General features: G+C 74.3%; 16 protein-coding genes. 8 read left to right on the top strand and 8 right to left on the bottom strand.

Translation table 11 applies throughout. The features are described from left to right. Genes hemA through hemL form a run of 3 tightly spaced genes read left to right on the top strand, consistent with a single transcriptional unit; the run spans position 1 to position 4,699 of the window. Positions 1 to 1,350 (top strand): glutamyl-tRNA reductase, encoded by a 1,350-nt coding sequence (gene hemA, locus IE237_RS26890; RefSeq protein WP_189804699.1) that lies wholly within the window; start codon positions 1 to 3, stop codon positions 1,348 to 1,350. Next, positions 1,347 to 3,401 carry an acetate--CoA ligase family protein gene (locus IE237_RS26885; protein WP_189804698.1) on the top strand — a complete coding sequence of 685 codons (2,055 nt, stop codon included), beginning with the start codon at positions 1,347 to 1,349 and terminating at the stop codon, positions 3,399 to 3,401. Before hemA ends, IE237_RS26885 begins: the two co-directional genes overlap by 4 nt. Then, complete coding sequence (gene hemL, locus IE237_RS26880; protein WP_189804697.1) at positions 3,398 to 4,699, top strand: glutamate-1-semialdehyde 2,1-aminomutase; 1,302 nt, start codon at positions 3,398 to 3,400, stop codon at positions 4,697 to 4,699. Before IE237_RS26885 ends, hemL begins: the two co-directional genes overlap by 4 nt. Before the next feature lie 64 nt (positions 4,700 to 4,763). Here hemL and IE237_RS26875 read toward each other — a convergent pair whose 3' ends face one another. Then, entirely contained in the window at positions 4,764 to 5,180 is a 417-nt protein-coding gene (locus IE237_RS26875) for an organic hydroperoxide resistance protein (protein WP_189804696.1), read from the bottom strand. 148 nt (positions 5,181 to 5,328) lie between these two features. On the opposite strand from IE237_RS26875, the gene IE237_RS26870 reads away from it, so the two are divergent. Then, positions 5,329 to 6,429, top strand: coding sequence for a CaiB/BaiF CoA transferase family protein (locus IE237_RS26870; RefSeq protein WP_189804695.1), 1,101 nt, complete (start codon positions 5,329 to 5,331; stop codon positions 6,427 to 6,429). Here the strand turns inward: IE237_RS26870 and IE237_RS26865 are convergent. The 5 genes from IE237_RS26865 to IE237_RS26845 all read right to left on the bottom strand — a co-directional run bounded on the left by IE237_RS26865 (position 6,414) and on the right by IE237_RS26845 (position 10,730). Further along, the gene (locus IE237_RS26865; protein ID WP_189804694.1) at positions 6,414 to 7,058 is read right to left on the bottom strand and encodes a response regulator transcription factor; all 645 of its coding nucleotides are present in this window, start codon (positions 7,056 to 7,058) and stop codon (positions 6,414 to 6,416) included. The two genes, IE237_RS26870 and IE237_RS26865, sit on opposite strands and share 16 nt — an antisense overlap. Further along, positions 7,049 to 8,206, bottom strand: a complete 1,158-nt coding sequence (locus IE237_RS26860; protein WP_189804693.1) for a sensor histidine kinase — start codon at positions 8,204 to 8,206, stop codon at positions 7,049 to 7,051. Before IE237_RS26860 ends, IE237_RS26865 begins: the two co-directional genes overlap by 10 nt. Before the next feature lie 71 nt (positions 8,207 to 8,277). Next, complete coding sequence (locus tag IE237_RS26855) at positions 8,278 to 8,916, bottom strand: DedA family protein (protein WP_229842920.1); 639 nt, start codon at positions 8,914 to 8,916, stop codon at positions 8,278 to 8,280. A 247-nt stretch (positions 8,917 to 9,163) separates the two neighbouring features. Then, positions 9,164 to 9,826, bottom strand: coding sequence for an NUDIX domain-containing protein (locus IE237_RS26850; RefSeq protein ID WP_189804692.1), 663 nt, complete (start codon positions 9,824 to 9,826; stop codon positions 9,164 to 9,166). Positions 9,827 to 9,944: 118 nt separating this feature from the next. Beyond that, positions 9,945 to 10,730 carry a DeoR/GlpR family DNA-binding transcription regulator gene (locus tag IE237_RS26845; RefSeq protein ID WP_189804691.1) on the bottom strand — a complete coding sequence of 262 codons (786 nt, stop codon included), beginning with the start codon at positions 10,728 to 10,730 and terminating at the stop codon, positions 9,945 to 9,947. Positions 10,731 to 10,855: 125 nt separating this feature from the next. Here IE237_RS26845 and miaB point away from each other — a divergent pair, with 125 nt between their 5' ends. After that, positions 10,856 to 12,376: a tRNA (N6-isopentenyl adenosine(37)-C2)-methylthiotransferase MiaB gene (gene miaB / locus IE237_RS26840; RefSeq protein WP_189804690.1), complete on the top strand. Its 1,521-nt coding sequence runs from the start codon at positions 10,856 to 10,858 to the stop codon at positions 12,374 to 12,376. A 52-nt stretch (positions 12,377 to 12,428) separates the two neighbouring features. Next, complete coding sequence (locus IE237_RS26835; protein ID WP_189804689.1) at positions 12,429 to 13,148, top strand: class III extradiol dioxygenase subunit B-like domain-containing protein; 720 nt, start codon at positions 12,429 to 12,431, stop codon at positions 13,146 to 13,148. A gap of 92 nt (positions 13,149 to 13,240) precedes the next feature. Here IE237_RS26835 and IE237_RS26830 read toward each other — a convergent pair whose 3' ends face one another. Together IE237_RS26830 and IE237_RS26825 are read right to left on the bottom strand one after the other, a co-directional pair. Then, on the bottom strand, positions 13,241 to 13,498 hold the full coding sequence (locus IE237_RS26830) for an antitoxin (protein WP_189804688.1): 258 nt from the start codon (positions 13,496 to 13,498) through the stop codon (positions 13,241 to 13,243). Between the two features lie 82 nt (positions 13,499 to 13,580). Continuing rightward, positions 13,581 to 13,853 (bottom strand): hypothetical protein, encoded by a 273-nt coding sequence (locus tag IE237_RS26825; protein ID WP_189804687.1) that lies wholly within the window; start codon positions 13,851 to 13,853, stop codon positions 13,581 to 13,583. 163 nt (positions 13,854 to 14,016) lie between these two features. Here IE237_RS26825 and miaA point away from each other — a divergent pair, with 163 nt between their 5' ends. Then, entirely contained in the window at positions 14,017 to 14,955 is a 939-nt protein-coding gene (miaA, locus tag IE237_RS26820; RefSeq protein ID WP_189804686.1) for a tRNA (adenosine(37)-N6)-dimethylallyltransferase MiaA, read from the top strand. A 108-nt stretch (positions 14,956 to 15,063) separates the two neighbouring features. After that, positions 15,064 to 15,576, top strand: a complete 513-nt coding sequence (locus IE237_RS26815) for a hypothetical protein (protein WP_189804761.1) — start codon at positions 15,064 to 15,066, stop codon at positions 15,574 to 15,576. Positions 15,577 to 15,642: the final 66 nt, after the last annotated feature.

The raw sequence follows: 15,642 nt of genomic DNA, 5'->3' as shown, positions 1-15,642 counted from the left end.
GTGACCCCGTCCTCCACCATGCTGGTCCTCGGCATCAGTCATGCCAGCGCCCCGCTCGACCTCCTGGAGAGACTCGCCGGCACCGACCGGCCCGCCGAGGACCTCGTCTCCGACGTGACCTCCGTCGACGGCATCGACGCCGCCGTCGTCGTCTCCACCTGCAACCGCCTGGAGATCTACGCCGAGACCCGCGGCGGCACCGACGGCGCCGGCGATCCGGGCGGACTCACGGGCCTGGGCGAGCTGTTCGCCCAGCACACCGGGGTGGACCACGAGGAGATCGCCCCGCACCTCTACAGCCACCACGCCGACGGAGCGGTACGCCACCTCTTCGCCGTGGCCTCCGGACTCGAATCGGTCGTCGTCGGCGAGGACCAGATCCTCGGCCAGGTGAAGCTCGGGCTCGAACGGTCCCAGCGGCTCGACCGCACCGGCCGGGTCCTCGCCAAGGCCGTCCAGACCGCCCTGCGGGTCGGCAAGCGGGCCCGCAACGAGACCGGGCTCAACGAGGCCGGCCGCTCGCTCGCCACCGCCGGGCTCGGCTTCTTCGAGCGCCGGGTCGGCTCCCTGCACGGCAAGACCGCCCTCGTCATCGGCGCCGGCGCCTTCGCCGGCGTCGTCGTCGCCGCGCTGCGCCGCTCCGGCCTCGACCGGGTGCACGTCGCCAACCGCACCCCGGAGAAGGCCCAGCGGCTCGCCGAGACCACCGGGGGAGTGGGGTACGACCTGGCGGACGTGCCCCGGCTGCTCACCGAGGTGGACGTCGTCGTCGGCGCCACCGCCGCCACCGGCCACCTCGTCACCGCCCGGCAGGTCGAGGAGGCGCTCGCCGCCCGGGACGGCCGGGAGCTGTTCCTGCTCGACCTGTCCCTGCCCCACAACATCGCGCCCGGCGCGGCGGAGCTGCCCGGCGTCACCTTCGTCGACCTGCGCCGGATCGCGGAGGAGGGGCAGGAGGACGAGATCTCCGCCGCCAGCGTCCAGGCCGCGCACGAGCTCATCGACGCCGAGGTCGAGCAGTTCCGCACCGGCCTCCGGCTCGCCGGAGCCAAGCCCGTCCTCACCGCCCTGCGCACCGCCGCCACCGAGGCCGCCGAGGCCGAACTCGACCGGCTCGCCCGCCGGTTGGAGGGCCTCGACGGGGCCGCCCGCCAGGAGATCGGCCGCAGCGTGCGCCGGATCGTCGACAAGGCGCTGCACCAGCCGACCGTCCTCGTACGGGAACTGGCCGCCGACCCGGACGGGGCCCGGCACATCGCCGCCTTCACCCGCCTCTTCGCCGCGGCGGAATCCGCCCATGACAGCGACACGAACGACCCGAACGAGAAGAAGATCGAGGCCATCGCATGAGTGACATCTCGGCCCTCTGGGAAGCCGAATCCATCGCCGTCATCGGGGCCAGCGAGCGCCCCGGCGCCCTGGGCCGCAAGCCGCTCGACTACCTCCTCCGGTACGGCTACAAGGGCCGCATCCTGCCGGTCAACCCGCGCTCCCCGGAGATCCTCGGCGTCCCCGCGTACCCCAGCGTCAAGGACGCCCCGGGCCCCGTCGACCTGGCCCTGATCATGGTCTCCGCCGAGCGGGTCCCCGGCGCCGTCGACGACTGCGTGGCCGCCGGCGTCAAGCTCGCCGTCATCGCCTCCTCCGGCTTCGCCGAGACCGGCGAGGAGGGCGCCCGCCTCCAGGCGGAGGTCGTCGCCAAGGCCCGCGCCGGAGGCCTGCGGATCATCGGCCCCAACTGCATCGGGGCCGTCGGCTACGAGAACCGCGTCCTCGCCACCTTCAGCCCGCTCTTCGGCGCCGAGTCCGTGCCCTTCGAGCCCGGCACCCTCGCCTTCGTCAGCCAGAGCGGCGCCCTCGGCTTCGGCGCCGCCAGCCTCGCCCTTGAGCGGGGCCTGCGCCCCGGCTGGGTGGTCAGCACCGGCAACGACGCCGACGTCACCGCCCTGGAGGTGCTCCGCGAGCTGGCCGCCGTCCCCGAGGTCACGGGCCTCCTCGGCTACCTGGAGGACACCCCGGACATCGGGACCCTCCGCGAGCTGGCCGGCTCCGGCAAGCCCGTCGCCCTCCTCAAGTCCGGCCGTACGGAGGCGGGCGGCCGCGCCGCCGCCTCGCACACCGGCGCCCTCGCCACCGACGACCGGGTCCTGGACGCGGCCCTGCGCGGCCTCGGCATCGTCCGCGTCGACGACATCGACGAACTCCTCGACGTGGCCCGGGTCTTCGAGTCCGAGCGACGCCCCACCGGCAACCGCGTCGCCGTCGTCACCACCTCCGGCGGCTCCGGCATCCTCGCCGCCGACGCCGTCGAGGCACACGGTCTGGAGCTCAGCACCCTGGAACCGCGCAGCAAGGAGGCGCTCGCCGAGATCGTCCCCGCCTTCGGGGCCATCGACAACCCGGTCGACATCACGGCCACCGTCCTCAGCGACCCGTCCCTCTTCGACCGCTCCCTCGACGTCCTGATCGCCGACGAGACCGTCGACATCATCGTCGCCGCGTTCTGCGTGATGGCCGGACCCGACGTAGAGAAGGCCGTCAACGCCCTCTCCCGGGCCGCCGAGAAGGGCGGCAAGCCCATCCTCGTCGCCCGCACCGGAGCCGACTTCCTCGCCCCCGACGCCCCGCGCGACCTGCGCGAGGCCGGCCTGCCCGAGTATCCGACCCCGGCCCGCGCCCTGCGCGCCGCCGCCGCCCTGTGGGAGGTCAGCCGTCCCCGCACGCTGCCGGAGGCCCCGCGCCCCGGCACCGTGCCCGGCCCCGGCGCCGACGCCACGGAGCCGCGGCTGAAGGCCCTCCTCGCTGAGGCCGGGATCGCCGTGCCCCAGGGCCGGATCGCCAAGAGCGCCCAGGACGCGGCGGCCGCCGTGACCGAGGTGGGGGGTACGGCGGTGCTCAAGGCCGTGGTCCCCGGCCTGCTGCACAAGACGGAGGCCGGCGGCGTCGAGGTCGGCGTCACCGCCGACGCCGCGCCCGAGGCGTACGACCGGCTCGCCGCACTCGGCGGCCAGGTCCTCGTCGAGGAACTCGTCGGAGAGGGCGTCGAGTTGATCGTCGGCGTCCACACCACCGACCTGGGCCCGGTGCTCACCGCCGGTCTGGGCGGCATCTTCACCGAGGTGCTGGACGACGTCGGCCACCGGCTCCTGCCGCTCGCCCCGGGCGAGGGCGCCGAGCTCCTCGCCGGGCTGCGCGGCGCGAAGATACTCGCCGGCACCCGCGGCCGGGGCGCCGTGGACGTCGAGGCCGCCGCCGCACTCCTCCACAAGGTCGGCGCACTGGTCCAGGACTGGCCCGCGGGCTTCGCCCTCGACCTCAACCCGGTGCGGGTCCTCACGAAGGGCGCCGTCGTCCTGGACGCCGCGCTGAGCCACGACACGTCCGAGGAGGCCGGCCGATGAGCGGCGCCGAGACGAACAGCAAGGCGCTCTTCGAGCGCGCCCGCAAGGTCACGCCCGGCGGCGTCAACTCGCCGGTCCGTGCCTTCGGCGCCGTCGGCGGCACCCCCCGCTTCATCGCCTCCGCCGAGGGCCCGTACCTCACCGACAGCGACGGCAACGAGTACGTCGACCTCATCTGCTCCTGGGGCCCGATGATCCTCGGCCACCGGCACCCCGCCGTCGTCGAGGCGGTCACCCGGGCCCTGGAGCGGGGCACCTCCTTCGGGGCGCCGTCCACCGGAGAGGTCGAACTCGCCGAGGAGATCGTCGACCGGGTCGCCCCGGTCGAGCAGGTGCGCCTGGTCAGCTCCGGCACCGAGGCGACGATGTCGGCGATCCGCCTCGCGCGCGGCTTCACGGGCCGCAGCAAGATCGTGAAGTTCGCCGGCTGCTACCACGGCCACGTGGACGCGCTGCTCGCCTCGGCCGGCTCCGGCCTCGCGACCTTCGCGCTGCCCGACACCCCGGGCGTCACCGGCGCCCAGGCCGGCGACACGATCGTGCTGCCGTACAACGACCTGGCGGCCGTCGAGAAGGTCTTCGCCGAGATCGGCCCCGAGATCGCCGCCGTCATCACCGAGGCGGCCCCCGGCAACATGGGCGCCGTCCCCCCGCTGCCCGGCTTCAACGCCGGCCTCAAGGAGATCACCGCCCGCCACGGCGCGCTGTTCATCTCCGACGAGGTCATGACCGGCTTCCGCGCCAGCCGCTCCGGCTGGTACGGCCGGGACGGCGTCGCCCCCGACCTGCTGACCTTCGGCAAGGTCATGGGCGGCGGCTTCCCGGCGGCGGCCTTCGGCGGACGCGCGGACGTCATGGCCCACCTCGCCCCGGCCGGCCCCGTCTACCAGGCGGGCACCCTCTCCGGGAACCCGGTCGCCACCGCCGCAGGACTCGCCACCCTGCGGCACAGCACGCCCGAGGTGTACGAACGCCTCGACCAGGTCTCGGCCACCATCGGCGCCGAGGTCTCCGCCGCCCTCACCAAGGAGGGCGTCGCACACCGGCTGCAGTACTCCGGCACCATGTTCTCGGTCTTCTTCGGCGAGGACGAGGTGGTGGACTTCGACGGGGTCCGCGCCACCGAGGCGTACCGCTACACCCCGTTCTTCCACGAGCTGCTGCGACGCGGCGTCTACCTGCCGCCCTCGCCCTTCGAGGCCTGGTTCATCTCGGCCTCGCACGACGACCGGGCCGTGAGCCGGGTGGTCGAGGCGCTCCCGGCCGCCGCGGCGGCAGCGGCCGCGGCGAAGCGCTGACGGCGGACGGAAAGGGAAGAGCCCCCGTGGACCACGGGGGCTCTTCCCTTTCCGGTTCCGCGCGTCAGGCGGCGAGATCGATCCGCACCTCGACGTTCCCCCGGACCGCCTTCGAGTACGGGCAGCGCCCGTGGGCGGCGTCGGCGAGCCGCCGCGCCTCCGCGGCGTCGAGGCCGGGCAGTTCGACGGTGAGCACCACCGACAGGTGGAAGCCGCCGTCCTCCTTGTGCAGGGCCACCTCGGCGGTCACGGTGTCGTCCGTGAGCACGGTCCTGGACTCGCGCGCCGACACCCGGAGCGCGCTGTGGAAGCACGCGGCGTAGCCGGCGGCGAAGAGCTGCTCGGGGTTGGTCGCGGTGCCGGAGCCGCCGACGGCCTTGGGGCTCGACAGCGGCAGGTCGAGGAGCCCGTCGGAGGAGAGCACGGCGCCGTTGCGCCCGTCTCCGGTGGAAGCGACCTCAGCGGTGTAGACGACGGCCATTTCATGCCTCTCGAAAGGGGAGAAGGGGAATTCCCCCAGTCTCCGGCGCCGCCGAATTCCCGGCGCTACGGATCTCCGCAGTCCTTTCCGGGAGGTCGCCGAATAGCGTGGGAAGCACCACCGATCCATGAATTCAAGGGAGTTGGCCATGGCCGGACCGCTGACCGGAGTACGCGTACTGGAATTCGCGGGCTCGGCGCCCACCGCGTTCGTCGGCACCGTCCTGTCCGGTCTCGGCGCCGATGTCGTACGCGTCGACAGGGCGCCCGCCGCCGCGCCCGCCCACGACGCCGGGCGCCCCGCGGAGAACCCGCTGTCCCGCGGCCGCCGTTCGGTCGCCCTGGACCTCAAGAGCCCCGAGGGGATCGAGCGGGCGCTCCGGCTCGCCGAGCACGCCGACATCCTCGTCGAGGGCTTCCGCCCCGGCGTCGCCGACCGCCTGGGCATCGGCCCCGAGACGGCCCTCGCCCGCAACCCGCGCCTGGTCTACGGGCGCCTCAGCGGCTGGGGCGCCCAGGGCGAATGGGCCGGGCGCGCCGCCCACGACCTCGCGGTCCTCGCCCTGACCGGCGCCCTGGACACCGACCCGGAGACCGGGGCGCCGGTGCCGCCCCCGACCGCGTACCTCTCCAGCTTCGCCGGCGGCGCCAACGCCCATGTGCACGGGCTGCTCGCCGCGCTCCACGAGCGGGAGCGCTCCGGCAGGGGCCAGGTCGTCGACACCGCCCTCGCGGACGGCGCCGCCCTGATCGCGACCCTGATCCACCAGTGGCGCGCGGTCCCCGGCAACCACACCGTCACCGACGCCCCGCACTACACCTTCTACGCGGCCGCCGACGGCCTCCACCTCGCCGTCGCCGCCATCGAACCCCGGCTCTACCAGAACCTCCTGGACCAGCTGGGCCTCGCCGAGGACGCCACCGCGGCCCTCCCCGACCGCGCCGACCCGGCCGCGTGGCCCGAGCTGCGCGCCCTGATCGCCGCCCGCTTCGCTACCCGGGACCGCGCGCACTGGGTCAAGGCCTTCGACGCCGTGGACGCCGGAGTGGCCCCGGTCCTGACCGCCGCCGAGGCGGCCGAGCACCACCAGCTGGCCGCGCGCGGAGCCTTCACGGCGGTGGGCGACAGCCTCCAGCCGGCCCCCGCCTCCCGCTTCGGCCGCACCCCGGCCGGGGCCCCGGGCCGTGCCCCGCTGCCCGGCGAGCACACCGACGAGGTGCTGACCGAATGGGCTCAGGCCTCCAGGTAGCGCAGCACCGCCAGGATCCGGCGGCTGTAGCCGTCGGTCCGGTGGAGCTCCAGCTTGTCGAAGACGGCGTTGAGGTACTTCTCCACCGCGCTCAGCGACAGGTGCAGCTGCCGCGCGATGGCCGCGTTCGTGTACCCCTGGGCCAGCACCTCCAGGACCTCCCGCTCGCGCGGGGTGAGCCGGGCCAGGGGATCGGCGTGGGTGCTGCGCACGACGAGCTGGTGCACGACCTCCGGGTCGATCGCCGCCCCGCCCGCGTGGATCCGGTCCAGCGCGTCGAGGAACTCCTCGACCTGGGCCACCCGGTCCTTGAGGAGGTAGCCGACCCGTTCCGCGCCGCCGGCGAGCAGCCGGGCCGCGTAGCTGCGCTCGACGTACTGGGAGAGCACCAGCACCCCCGTCTCCGGCAGCCGCTCGCGGATCTCCACGGCGGCCCGCAGCCCCTCGTCGGTGTGGGTCGGCGGCATCCGGATGTCCGCGACCACGACGTCCGGGCGCCGCGCCTCCACCTCGGCGACGAGGGTCTGCGCGTCGCCGAACGCGGCGAGCACCTCGTGGCCCTCCTCGACGAGCAGCCGCACCAGGCCCTCCCGCAGCAGGGTCGAGTCCTCGGCCAGGATCACGCGCACGGCAGCTCCGCGACAAGAGTGGTGGGTCCCCCGAGGGGGCTGTCGACGTGCAGGGTCCCGTCGAGCGCGGAGACCCGGCTGCGCAGCCCGGTGAGCCCGCTGCCGGCCGGGTCCGCGCCGCCCCGGCCGTCGTCCTCGACCCGCACGGTGAGCAGCGGGCCGACGCGCGTCACGCGCACGGAGACGGCGGAGGCGGAGGAATGCTTGGCGGCGTTCGTGACCGCCTCCGAGACCACGAAGTACGCGGCGGTCTCCACCGCCGGGGGGAGCGGCGCGTCCCCCGCCTCGAAGCGGACGCGCAGCGGGATCCCGCACCGCTGCGCCACCCCGCCGAGCGCCTCCTCCAGCCCGAGGCTGTCGAGGGCGGCGGGGTACACCCGCCAGGCCACGTCCCGCAGCTCGGACAGCACGTCCTGGGCCTCGCCGTGCGCCTGCCGCAGCAGGGCGTCGGCCTGCTCCGGGTCGCGCTCGCGGCCCCGGCGAGCCCGGCCGAGCAGCATGGCCAGGGCCACGAGCCGCTGCTGGACGCCGTCGTGGAGGTCGCGCTCGATGCGCCGGCGCTCGGTGTCCACGGCCTGGACCACGGCGGCCCGGCTGAGGGCGAGTTCGTCGATGCGCCGCCGCAGCAGCTCCTGCTCGGAGGGGCCGAAGCACGCGCGCGCGAGGCGGGCGTCGAGCGCGCTCAGCGCGTACAGGCCCTGGACGTCGAGGAAGAGCAGGACGCCGCCGAGCAGGAGTTGGGTGAGGAGTTCCGTCCAGCCGAGCGAGCCCCGCAGGACACCACGGACGAGCAGCACCGCCAGGACCTCGCCGAAGACGAGGAGCCCGAGGACGATCCCGGACACCAGGCCCGTCCCGACGCGGGCCGCGAGGTACCGCAGGACCCGCCGGTCGGGAATCTCGTACGGGCCGGGGAAGCGGTCGCCGAAGAAGACCGAGCGGCGGCTCCGCTCCAGGGCCACGAGCCGCCGGGCCCCGGCCATCAGCTTCCGCCGCGCGCGGGCCCGGGTGCGGGGCCACAGCAGGAAGGGTCCGAGCAGGGCTCCGGCGACCAGGAAGAAGAGGGCGCCGAGGAGGGCGCTCAGGCAGCCGAGCAGCACACCGGCGAGCCGCCGCCCGGCCCCGGTCTCCTCCTCGTCCCCTCGCACGGTCCCGGAGCCTAGTTCGGGCCCCGGTCCCGGACAAGATCGTCCGTACGGCACGGGCGCCCGCTCCCCGCTCACGGGGTACGGCGGTGCTGGGCGCGGCCCCTGGAGTGCTCAACGGCCCGCCCGCGTCCCCGGCCCTGCCCGGCGCCCCGCCCGCGCCCCCGGAGCCGTACGGCGAGGAACGCGGCCAGGGCCACGAGGACGAGCACCAGGACGGCCTTGGACAGCACGCCCACGTACCCCTCGACCAGGTCCCAGCGGTCCCCGAGCCAGTAACCGGCCATGACGAGGACGCTGTTCCAGATGAGGCTGCCGAGCGTCGTGAGCGTGACGAAGACGTGCAGCGGCATCCGCTCGACGCCCGCGGGGACGGAGATGAGGCTGCGGAAGATCGGCACCATGCGGCCCAGGAACACCGCCTTGGTGCCGTGCCGGGCGAACCACCGCTCGGTGCGCTCCAGATCGGAGACCTTCACCAGCGGCAGCCGGGCCCAGAGCGCGTGCATCCGCTCCCGGCCGAACAGGGCGCCGATCCAGTAAAGGGCCACCGCCCCGACCACCGAACCCAGCGTCGTCCAGAACAGCGCCGAGGCGAGGCTGAGGACGCCCTGCCCGGCGGCGAAGCCGGTCAGGGGCAGGATCACCTCGCTGGGCAGCGGCGGGAAGAGGTTCTCCAGCGCGATGGCGAGCCCCGCGCCGGGTCCGCCCATCGTGTCGACGAGCCCGGCCGCCCACCCGGCGAATCCGTCGGCGGGCTCCCCGGCCAGGGCCAGGGGCAGGGGCGGACGAGAGACGAGCGCGGCGATCGGCACGGTGGGTCTCCAAATGGGCGAACGGCTTCCCGGGGCGCTCGCCCCGGCACCCCTTCACGCTAGAAATCCCGGCGCGCGCCCGGTACGCGGCTTCCCGCCCGCCTCCCCTGCGGAAAACCGCAGGGGAGGCGCGTGCGGTCGAGGATCAGGCATCCGCCCGGAACGGGCCGTCGAGGGCGGCCCACTGGAGCAGCATGACGGTCTTCGCGTCGGCGATCCGGCCGTCGCGGATCATCGCGAGCGCCTCCGTGAAGGGGAGCTCCACGGTGGTGATGTCCTCGCCCTCGGCGGCGACCCCGTGGGTCTCGCCGGGGGAGTGCGCCGTGTCGTACGGAGCGGCGAAGAAGTGCAGGCGCTCGGTGACCGAGCCGGGACTCATGTAGACCTCGAAGACCCGCTCGGGGACGCCGATGACGTGCCCGGTCTCCTCCTCGGCCTCGCGGCGGATCGCCTCCTCGGGGCTCTCGCCGTCGAGGAGTCCGGCCGCGGTTTCGAGCAGCATGCCGTCGGGGTGCCCGTTGACGTAGGCGGGGAGGCGGAACTGGCGGACCAGCAGCACGGTGCGGCGGTCGGTGTTGTGGAGCAGGACGGTCGCCCCGTCACCGCGGTCGTAGGTCTCGCGCTGTTCGCGGCTCCAGTGCCCGTCGCGGTGCCGCTGGTCGAAGGTGGTCTTCCGCAGGACGTACCAGTCGCAGGACAGCACCTCCACGTCGTGGATCCGCACGTCCGGGTTGCCGGCCAGATCGCGGCCCTGCCGGTCGAGACCGGTCCGGCCGCGGCGGTCGGGGGTGTCGATGCCGGCGGTCATCGGGCGGCCGTCCGGGAAGGGCCGGAGACGAGGATCGTCAGGGGGCGGGGTGCGGGGATCACGGCCGCATCACTCCTTGCTCAGGGGTACGGGTACGGGCACGGGTACGGATGGGGACTCAGGCGAGCACCGTCTCGACACCCGCCTCCCGCAGGGCGTCGAGGGTCCGGGGACCGCCGGGATGCGTGGCGGAGTCCTCGGCGGCCCGGTCGGTCACGAAACGGTCCACCGCGTCGAGGGGGGCGACCCGGCTGAACGCGCGCACGCCCAGCTTGGTCGCGTCCGCGACCGCGACCGTACGGGCGGCCCGGGCGAGCCCGGCCTGCTTGACGGCCGCGTCGTCGAGGGAGAACTCCGACCAGCCGTGCTCGGCGTGCACGCCGCCGATGGACATGACGAAGCAGTCGAAGGCCAGCGCCTCGATCGTGCGCTGCGCGAGCGGACCGACGAGGGAGCGCTCGCCCGGCCGGGAGCGGCCGCCCACGACCAGGAGTTCGATCCCGGGCCGGTCGGCCAGGACCACGGCGGCCTGGATGCTGAGCACGGCGACCGTCAGCGGGCCACGGGCGGCCAGGTGCTCGGCGACGTGCACGGTGGTCGTCCCGGCGTCGAGGAGGACCCGCGAACCGGGCTCCACGAGCGCGGCCACGGCCGCGCCGATCCGGTCCTTGGTCGCGGTCTGCCAGGGCTCCCGTGCGGCGAACCCCGCCTGTTCCTCACGCGTGCGCGTGGCGACGGCGCCGCCGTGCACCCGGCGCACCAGTCCCTGGCGCTCCAGCGCGTCGAGGTCCCTGCGGACGGTCATCTCCGAGACGCCCAGGCGGAGGGAGAGCTCCGACACGGAAACCCGGTCGGAGCCCTGCACCGATCGCAGGGTCAGGTCCAGACGATCGGCGACTCCCATGGCCACTTTCTATCACCTGATTGTTCGAGTGAACATCATCTTGTGCGAAACGAGGGTGGGGGAGGGTTCGCCGTCCGGCGGGCGGAGGGACGGGGGCCGTCCCCGGACCGCCTACCCTTGGACGCATGACGAGCAGCAGCGACCGGAGCACCGCAGTGAGCGTTGACGGCACCAAGACCTACGAGATCCGCACCTACGGGTGCCAGATGAACGTCCACGACTCCGAGCGGCTCTCCGGTCTGCTGGAAGAGGCGGGTTACGTCCGGGCCCCCAAGGGCGCGGACGGCGACGCCGACGTCGTCGTCTTCAACACCTGCGCGGTCCGCGAGAACGCCGACAACAAGCTGTACGGCAACCTCGGCCGGCTCGCCCCCATGAAGACCACCCGCCCCGGCATGCAGATCGCCGTCGGCGGCTGTCTCGCCCAGAAGGACCGCGACACCATCGTCAAGAAGGCCCCCTGGGTCGACGTGGTCTTCGGCACGCACAACATCGGCAAGCTGCCGGTCCTCCTGGAGCGCGCCCGCGTGCAGGAGGAGGCGCAGATCGAGATCGCCGAGTCCCTGGAGGCCTTCCCCTCCACGCTGCCGACCCGCCGCGAGTCCGCGTACGCCGCCTGGGTCTCGATCTCCGTCGGCTGCAACAACACCTGCACCTTCTGCATCGTCCCCGCCCTGCGCGGCAAGGAGGAGGACCGCCGGCCCGGCGACATCCTCGCCGAGATCGAGGCGCTGGTCGCCGAGGGCGTCTCCGAGATCACCCTCCTCGGCCAGAACGTCAACGCGTACGGCTCCGACCTGGGCGACCGCGAGGCCTTCTCCAAGCTGCTGCGCGCCTGCGGGCAGATCGAGGGCCTGGAGCGCGTCCGCTTCACCTCGCCGCACCCCCGCGACTTCACCGACGACGTCATCGCGGCCATGGCCGAGACGCCGAACGTCATGCCGCAGCTGCACATGCCGATGCAGTCCGGCTCGGACTCGATCCTCCGCGCGATGCGCCGCTCCTACCGGCAGGAGCGTTTCCTCGGAATCATCGAGAAGGTCCGCGCCGCCATCCCGCACGCGGCCATCTCCACCGACATCATCGTGGGCTTCCCCGGCGAGACCGAGGAGGACTTCGAGCAGACCATGCACGCCGTCCGCGAGGCCCGCTTCGCGAACGCCTTCACCTTCCAGTACTCCAAGCGCCCCGGGACCCCGGCCGCCGACATGGAGGGGCAGATCCCCAAGGAGGTCGTGCAGGAGCGCTACATGCGCCTCGTCGCCCTCCAGGAGGAGATCTCCTGGGAGGAGAACAAGAAGCAGGTCGGCCGCACCCTGGAGGTCATGGTCGCCGAGGGCGAGGGCCGCAAGGACGGCGCCACCGACCGCCTCTCGGGCCGCGCCCCCGACAACCGGCTCGTCCACTTCACCAAGCCGGACGAGGACGTCCGCCCCGGCGACGTGGTGACCGTCGAGATCACCTACGCCGCACCCCACCACCTGCTCGCGGAGGGCCCCGTCGCGGCGGTACGCCGGACGCGCGCCGGTGACGCCTGGGAGAAGCGCACGGCGACCAAGCCCCAGGGCGTCCTCCTGGGCCTCCCGAAGATCGGCGTCCCGGCCCCCCTCCCGGCGGCGGACGCCCCGGCCTGCGGCAGCCACTGACCCGCGCGTGGGCGGTGCCCCCGCCCACAACGGACGGCGTAGGCTGCGGATCATGCTTGTCGCCGCAGCCGTCTGCCCCTGCCCGCCCCTCCTCGTCCCCGAGGTCGCGACCGGCGCCGCCCCCGAGCTGGACGGGGCGCGGACGGCCTGCGCGGACGCCGTCGGGCTGCTCGCCGCCGCCCGCCCGGACCGGCTGTACGTCGTCGGGCCCGCCGACGGGGGCGCGCACGGCGTGTACCCGGCCGGCGCGACGGGCTCCTTCGCGGGATTCGGCGTCGACCTCTCCGTACGCCTCGGCGAGGGCGACGGTCCGGCCGGCGACGGCCGCCGTCCCCTGCCCGCCTCCCTCGCCGTCGGCGCCTGGCTCCTGGCCCGCGCCGGCTGGGCCGACGCGCCCATCGAGGGCCTGGGCGTGGACGCGTCGACGCCGGCGGACGACTGCGCCGCGACCGGCCGTGAGCTCGCCGCCACGGCCGGCCGGGTCGCCCTCCTGGTCATGGGCGACGGCAGCGCCTGCCGGACCGTGAAGGCCCCCGGCTACCTGGACGAGCGGGCCGCCGGCTTCGACGCGGAGGCCGCCCGGGCGCTCGGCACGGCGGACGTGCCCGCGCTGCTCGCGCTGGACGGCGGGCTGGCGTCCGAGCTGCTGGTGGCCGGCCGCGCCCCCTGGCAGGTCCTCGCCGGCGCCGCCGAGGGCGCCGGGCTCGACGGCCGGCTGCTCTTCGAGGACGCCCCGTACGGCGTGGGGTACTTCGTCGCCGCCTGGTCCTGAGGGGCCGCGGGCACGAGAACGGCGGACGGCCGCGGAGCGTGATGCTCCGCGGCCGTCCGCCGTGCGGAGGGACTGTCGGGTGACGCAGGTCGTCAGGCGGCCGGCGGCGGCGTCGTGCCACCGCTCCCGGGCGTGCCGTCGTCCTTGTGACCCATCCGGTCGATGGCGCCCTTGGCCTTCCCCGTACCGGACTGGATCTTGTCGCTGTACTTGCCCTTGGTCTTCTCGTCGACCAGCTTCGCGGCCTTGTCCAGGCCATGGTCGATCTTCTCCCCGTGCTGCTGCGCGAGGTCGGCGACCTTGTCCTTGGCCGGGGCGAGCTTGGCCTTCAGCGAATCCAGGAGACCCATGGGGCACCTTCCCTCCGCGGACCTCGGGGGTCCGTGTATCCGTGTCGTGCGTTCCCTGTCCTGCCCCCAGGACCCCGGGGGCCTACCTGCGGGCGCCTTCGCCCGTCCCGTTGTCGGCGGCGGCCTCGGCCGACTGCTGCTTCGGGATCTCCACGACCTCGGCGGCGGCTCCGGCCGGCACCTCGTCCGTCTCGACGTCCTCCGCACCGTCCGCGCCGCCGGTCCCGTCCTCCGCCGGAGCCGTCAGGGCCTCCGCCGTGACGTCCTCCCCGGTGTCCGTTCCGGCCCCGGTCTCCTCGACGGTGGCCTCGGCCGTGTCCTGCTTCTTGCGGCGAAACATTGCAAAAACGCCCATATTCACTCCATAGCGTACTCGGATGGGAGGGGCTCCGTAGCGATCGGCGGCCGGAGTCCGCGGTGACCGACGGTCGGAACCTCCCCACAGGCAACGAAGCCCGGACGGGGCCCGTCACGTAGCTCGTTCGGGGACCGGGCCCGACGTTTGCGAGACTGGGACAGTGAGAAGCGCAGCTCCCGCCCCGCGGGTCATCGCCGTCGTCGGCCCCACGGCGGCCGGAAAGTCCGATCTGGGTGTATTCCTGGCGCAGCAGCTCGGCGGCGAGGTCGTCAACGCCGACTCGATGCAGTTGTACCGGGGGATGGACATCGGGACCGCCAAGCTGACGCCGGAGGAACGCGGCGGCATCCCGCACCACCTCCTCGACATCTGGGACGTGACCGAGGCCGCCAGCGTCGCCGAGTACCAGCGCCTCGCCCGCGCCGAGATCGACCGGCTGCTCGCCGCCGGCCGCACCCCGGTCCTCGTCGGCGGTTCCGGCCTGTACGTGCGGGGGGCCGTCGACGCCCTCGAGTTCCCCGGCACCGACCCCGCCGTCCGAGCCCGGCTGGAGGCCGAGCTCGAGGAGCGCGGTTCCGGCGTCCTGCACGCCCGCCTCGTGGTGGCGGACCCCGAGGCGGCCCGCGCGATCCTGCCCAGCAACGGCCGTCGCATCGTCCGGGCGCTCGAGGTGATCGAGATCACCGGCAAGCCCTTCACCGCCAACCTTCCCGGTCCCGACTCCGTCTACGACACCGTCCAGATCGGCGTCGACGTGGCCCGTCCCGAGCTCGACGAACGGATCACCACGCGCGTGGACCGGATGTGGGAGGCCGGACTCGTCGACGAGGTGCGCGCCCTGGAGGCGCGGGGCCTGCGCGAGGGGCGCACGGCGGCCCGTGCCCTCGGCTACCAGCAGGTCCTCGCGGCGCTCGCGGGGGAGTGCACCGAGGACGAGGCGCGCGCGGAGACCGTGCGGGCCACGAAGCGCTTCGCCCGCCGCCAGGACTCGTGGTTCCGGCGCGACCCGCGCGTGCACTGGCTCAGCGGAGCCGCCGATCACCGCGGGGAACTCCCGCGGGAGGCGCTGTCGTTGGTCGAACGAGCGGTTACAGCCTGATCACGTGATGGCATCGGGACGCACTGCCCGTCATTTCGGCGGTCACGAGCGTGCCATCATCGAGCATCGATCGACCAAGTGAAGTCCGAGTGGGGAGGGCGCGTGGCGATGGAGGCCGGCCCTCGCGACAGAGAACAGCACGAGGCGGCCCTGGGTGACCCGACGGCGGATCCGTCGGGCGACACGCCGGGCCACCCGACGGACGACGCCCCCGTCGGGGCCCCGGGGCTGACCCCGGACGGTCCCGACGACGCCGTGGGCACCGCGGTCGAGGTCGACGCCGACGAGGTCGAGGTCGAGCTGCGGCCCCAGCGCCGGCTGCGGATCTGGCAGCTCGCCCCGATCGTGGGCCTGGCCGCCGTCGGCTCGCTGATGTTCGCCTTCCCGCTCGCCTTCGGTTCCGGGGACGGCGGCGCCGTCGTCGCCATGCTCGGACTGCTCATCAGCTCCTGCGCGGCGGGCTGGGGCATGATGGCCGCCCGCAAGGTCGGCTACACCTGGCCGGGCCTCCCGCAGCGCGGCTCGGGCGAGCGCCCGAACTGGCGCGTCCTCGCCCTGTACGTGTCGACCATCGCGGCCCTCGTCGCCCTCGCCGTCTGGCGCGTCGCCCGCCTCCGCTGAGGCCGGCCCCTCCCGTACGGAGCGGGGCCCTCGTCCGTACGGCCCGCGCCCGGACGGGGCCCGGCC

The sequence above is a fragment of the Streptomyces tanashiensis genome, assembly GCF_014648895.1.
Lineage (GTDB): Bacteria > Actinomycetota > Actinomycetes > Streptomycetales > Streptomycetaceae > Streptomyces > Streptomyces tanashiensis.
Note: the sequence above shows the minus strand (reverse complement) of the source record. Positions and strands in the feature narration are given on the sequence as shown.

Excerpts from the sequence above, each read along its gene's own strand:
- IE237_RS26815 (WP_189804761.1), top strand. The coding sequence starts at position 15,064 with ATGGAGGCCGGCCCTCGCGACAGAGAACAGCACGAGGCGGCCCTGGGT.
- IE237_RS26885 (WP_189804698.1), top strand. The coding sequence starts at position 1,347 with ATGAGTGACATCTCGGCCCTCTGGGAAGCCGAATCCATCGCCGTCATC.
- IE237_RS26825 (WP_189804687.1), bottom strand. The coding sequence starts at position 13,853 with ATGGGCGTTTTTGCAATGTTTCGCCGCAAGAAGCAGGACACGGCCGAG.
- hemL (WP_189804697.1), top strand. The coding sequence starts at position 3,398 with ATGAGCGGCGCCGAGACGAACAGCAAGGCGCTCTTCGAGCGCGCCCGC.
- IE237_RS26830 (WP_189804688.1), bottom strand. The coding sequence starts at position 13,498 with ATGGGTCTCCTGGATTCGCTGAAGGCCAAGCTCGCCCCGGCCAAGGAC.
- IE237_RS26835 (WP_189804689.1), top strand. The coding sequence starts at position 12,429 with ATGCTTGTCGCCGCAGCCGTCTGCCCCTGCCCGCCCCTCCTCGTCCCC.
- IE237_RS26855 (WP_229842920.1), bottom strand. The coding sequence starts at position 8,916 with ATGGGCGGACCCGGCGCGGGGCTCGCCATCGCGCTGGAGAACCTCTTC.
- IE237_RS26875 (WP_189804696.1), bottom strand. The coding sequence starts at position 5,180 with ATGGCCGTCGTCTACACCGCTGAGGTCGCTTCCACCGGAGACGGGCGC.
- IE237_RS26845 (WP_189804691.1), bottom strand. The coding sequence starts at position 10,730 with ATGGGAGTCGCCGATCGTCTGGACCTGACCCTGCGATCGGTGCAGGGC.
- IE237_RS26870 (WP_189804695.1), top strand. The coding sequence starts at position 5,329 with ATGGCCGGACCGCTGACCGGAGTACGCGTACTGGAATTCGCGGGCTCG.
- miaB (WP_189804690.1), top strand. The coding sequence starts at position 10,856 with ATGACGAGCAGCAGCGACCGGAGCACCGCAGTGAGCGTTGACGGCACC.
- IE237_RS26850 (WP_189804692.1), bottom strand. The coding sequence starts at position 9,826 with ATGACCGCCGGCATCGACACCCCCGACCGCCGCGGCCGGACCGGTCTC.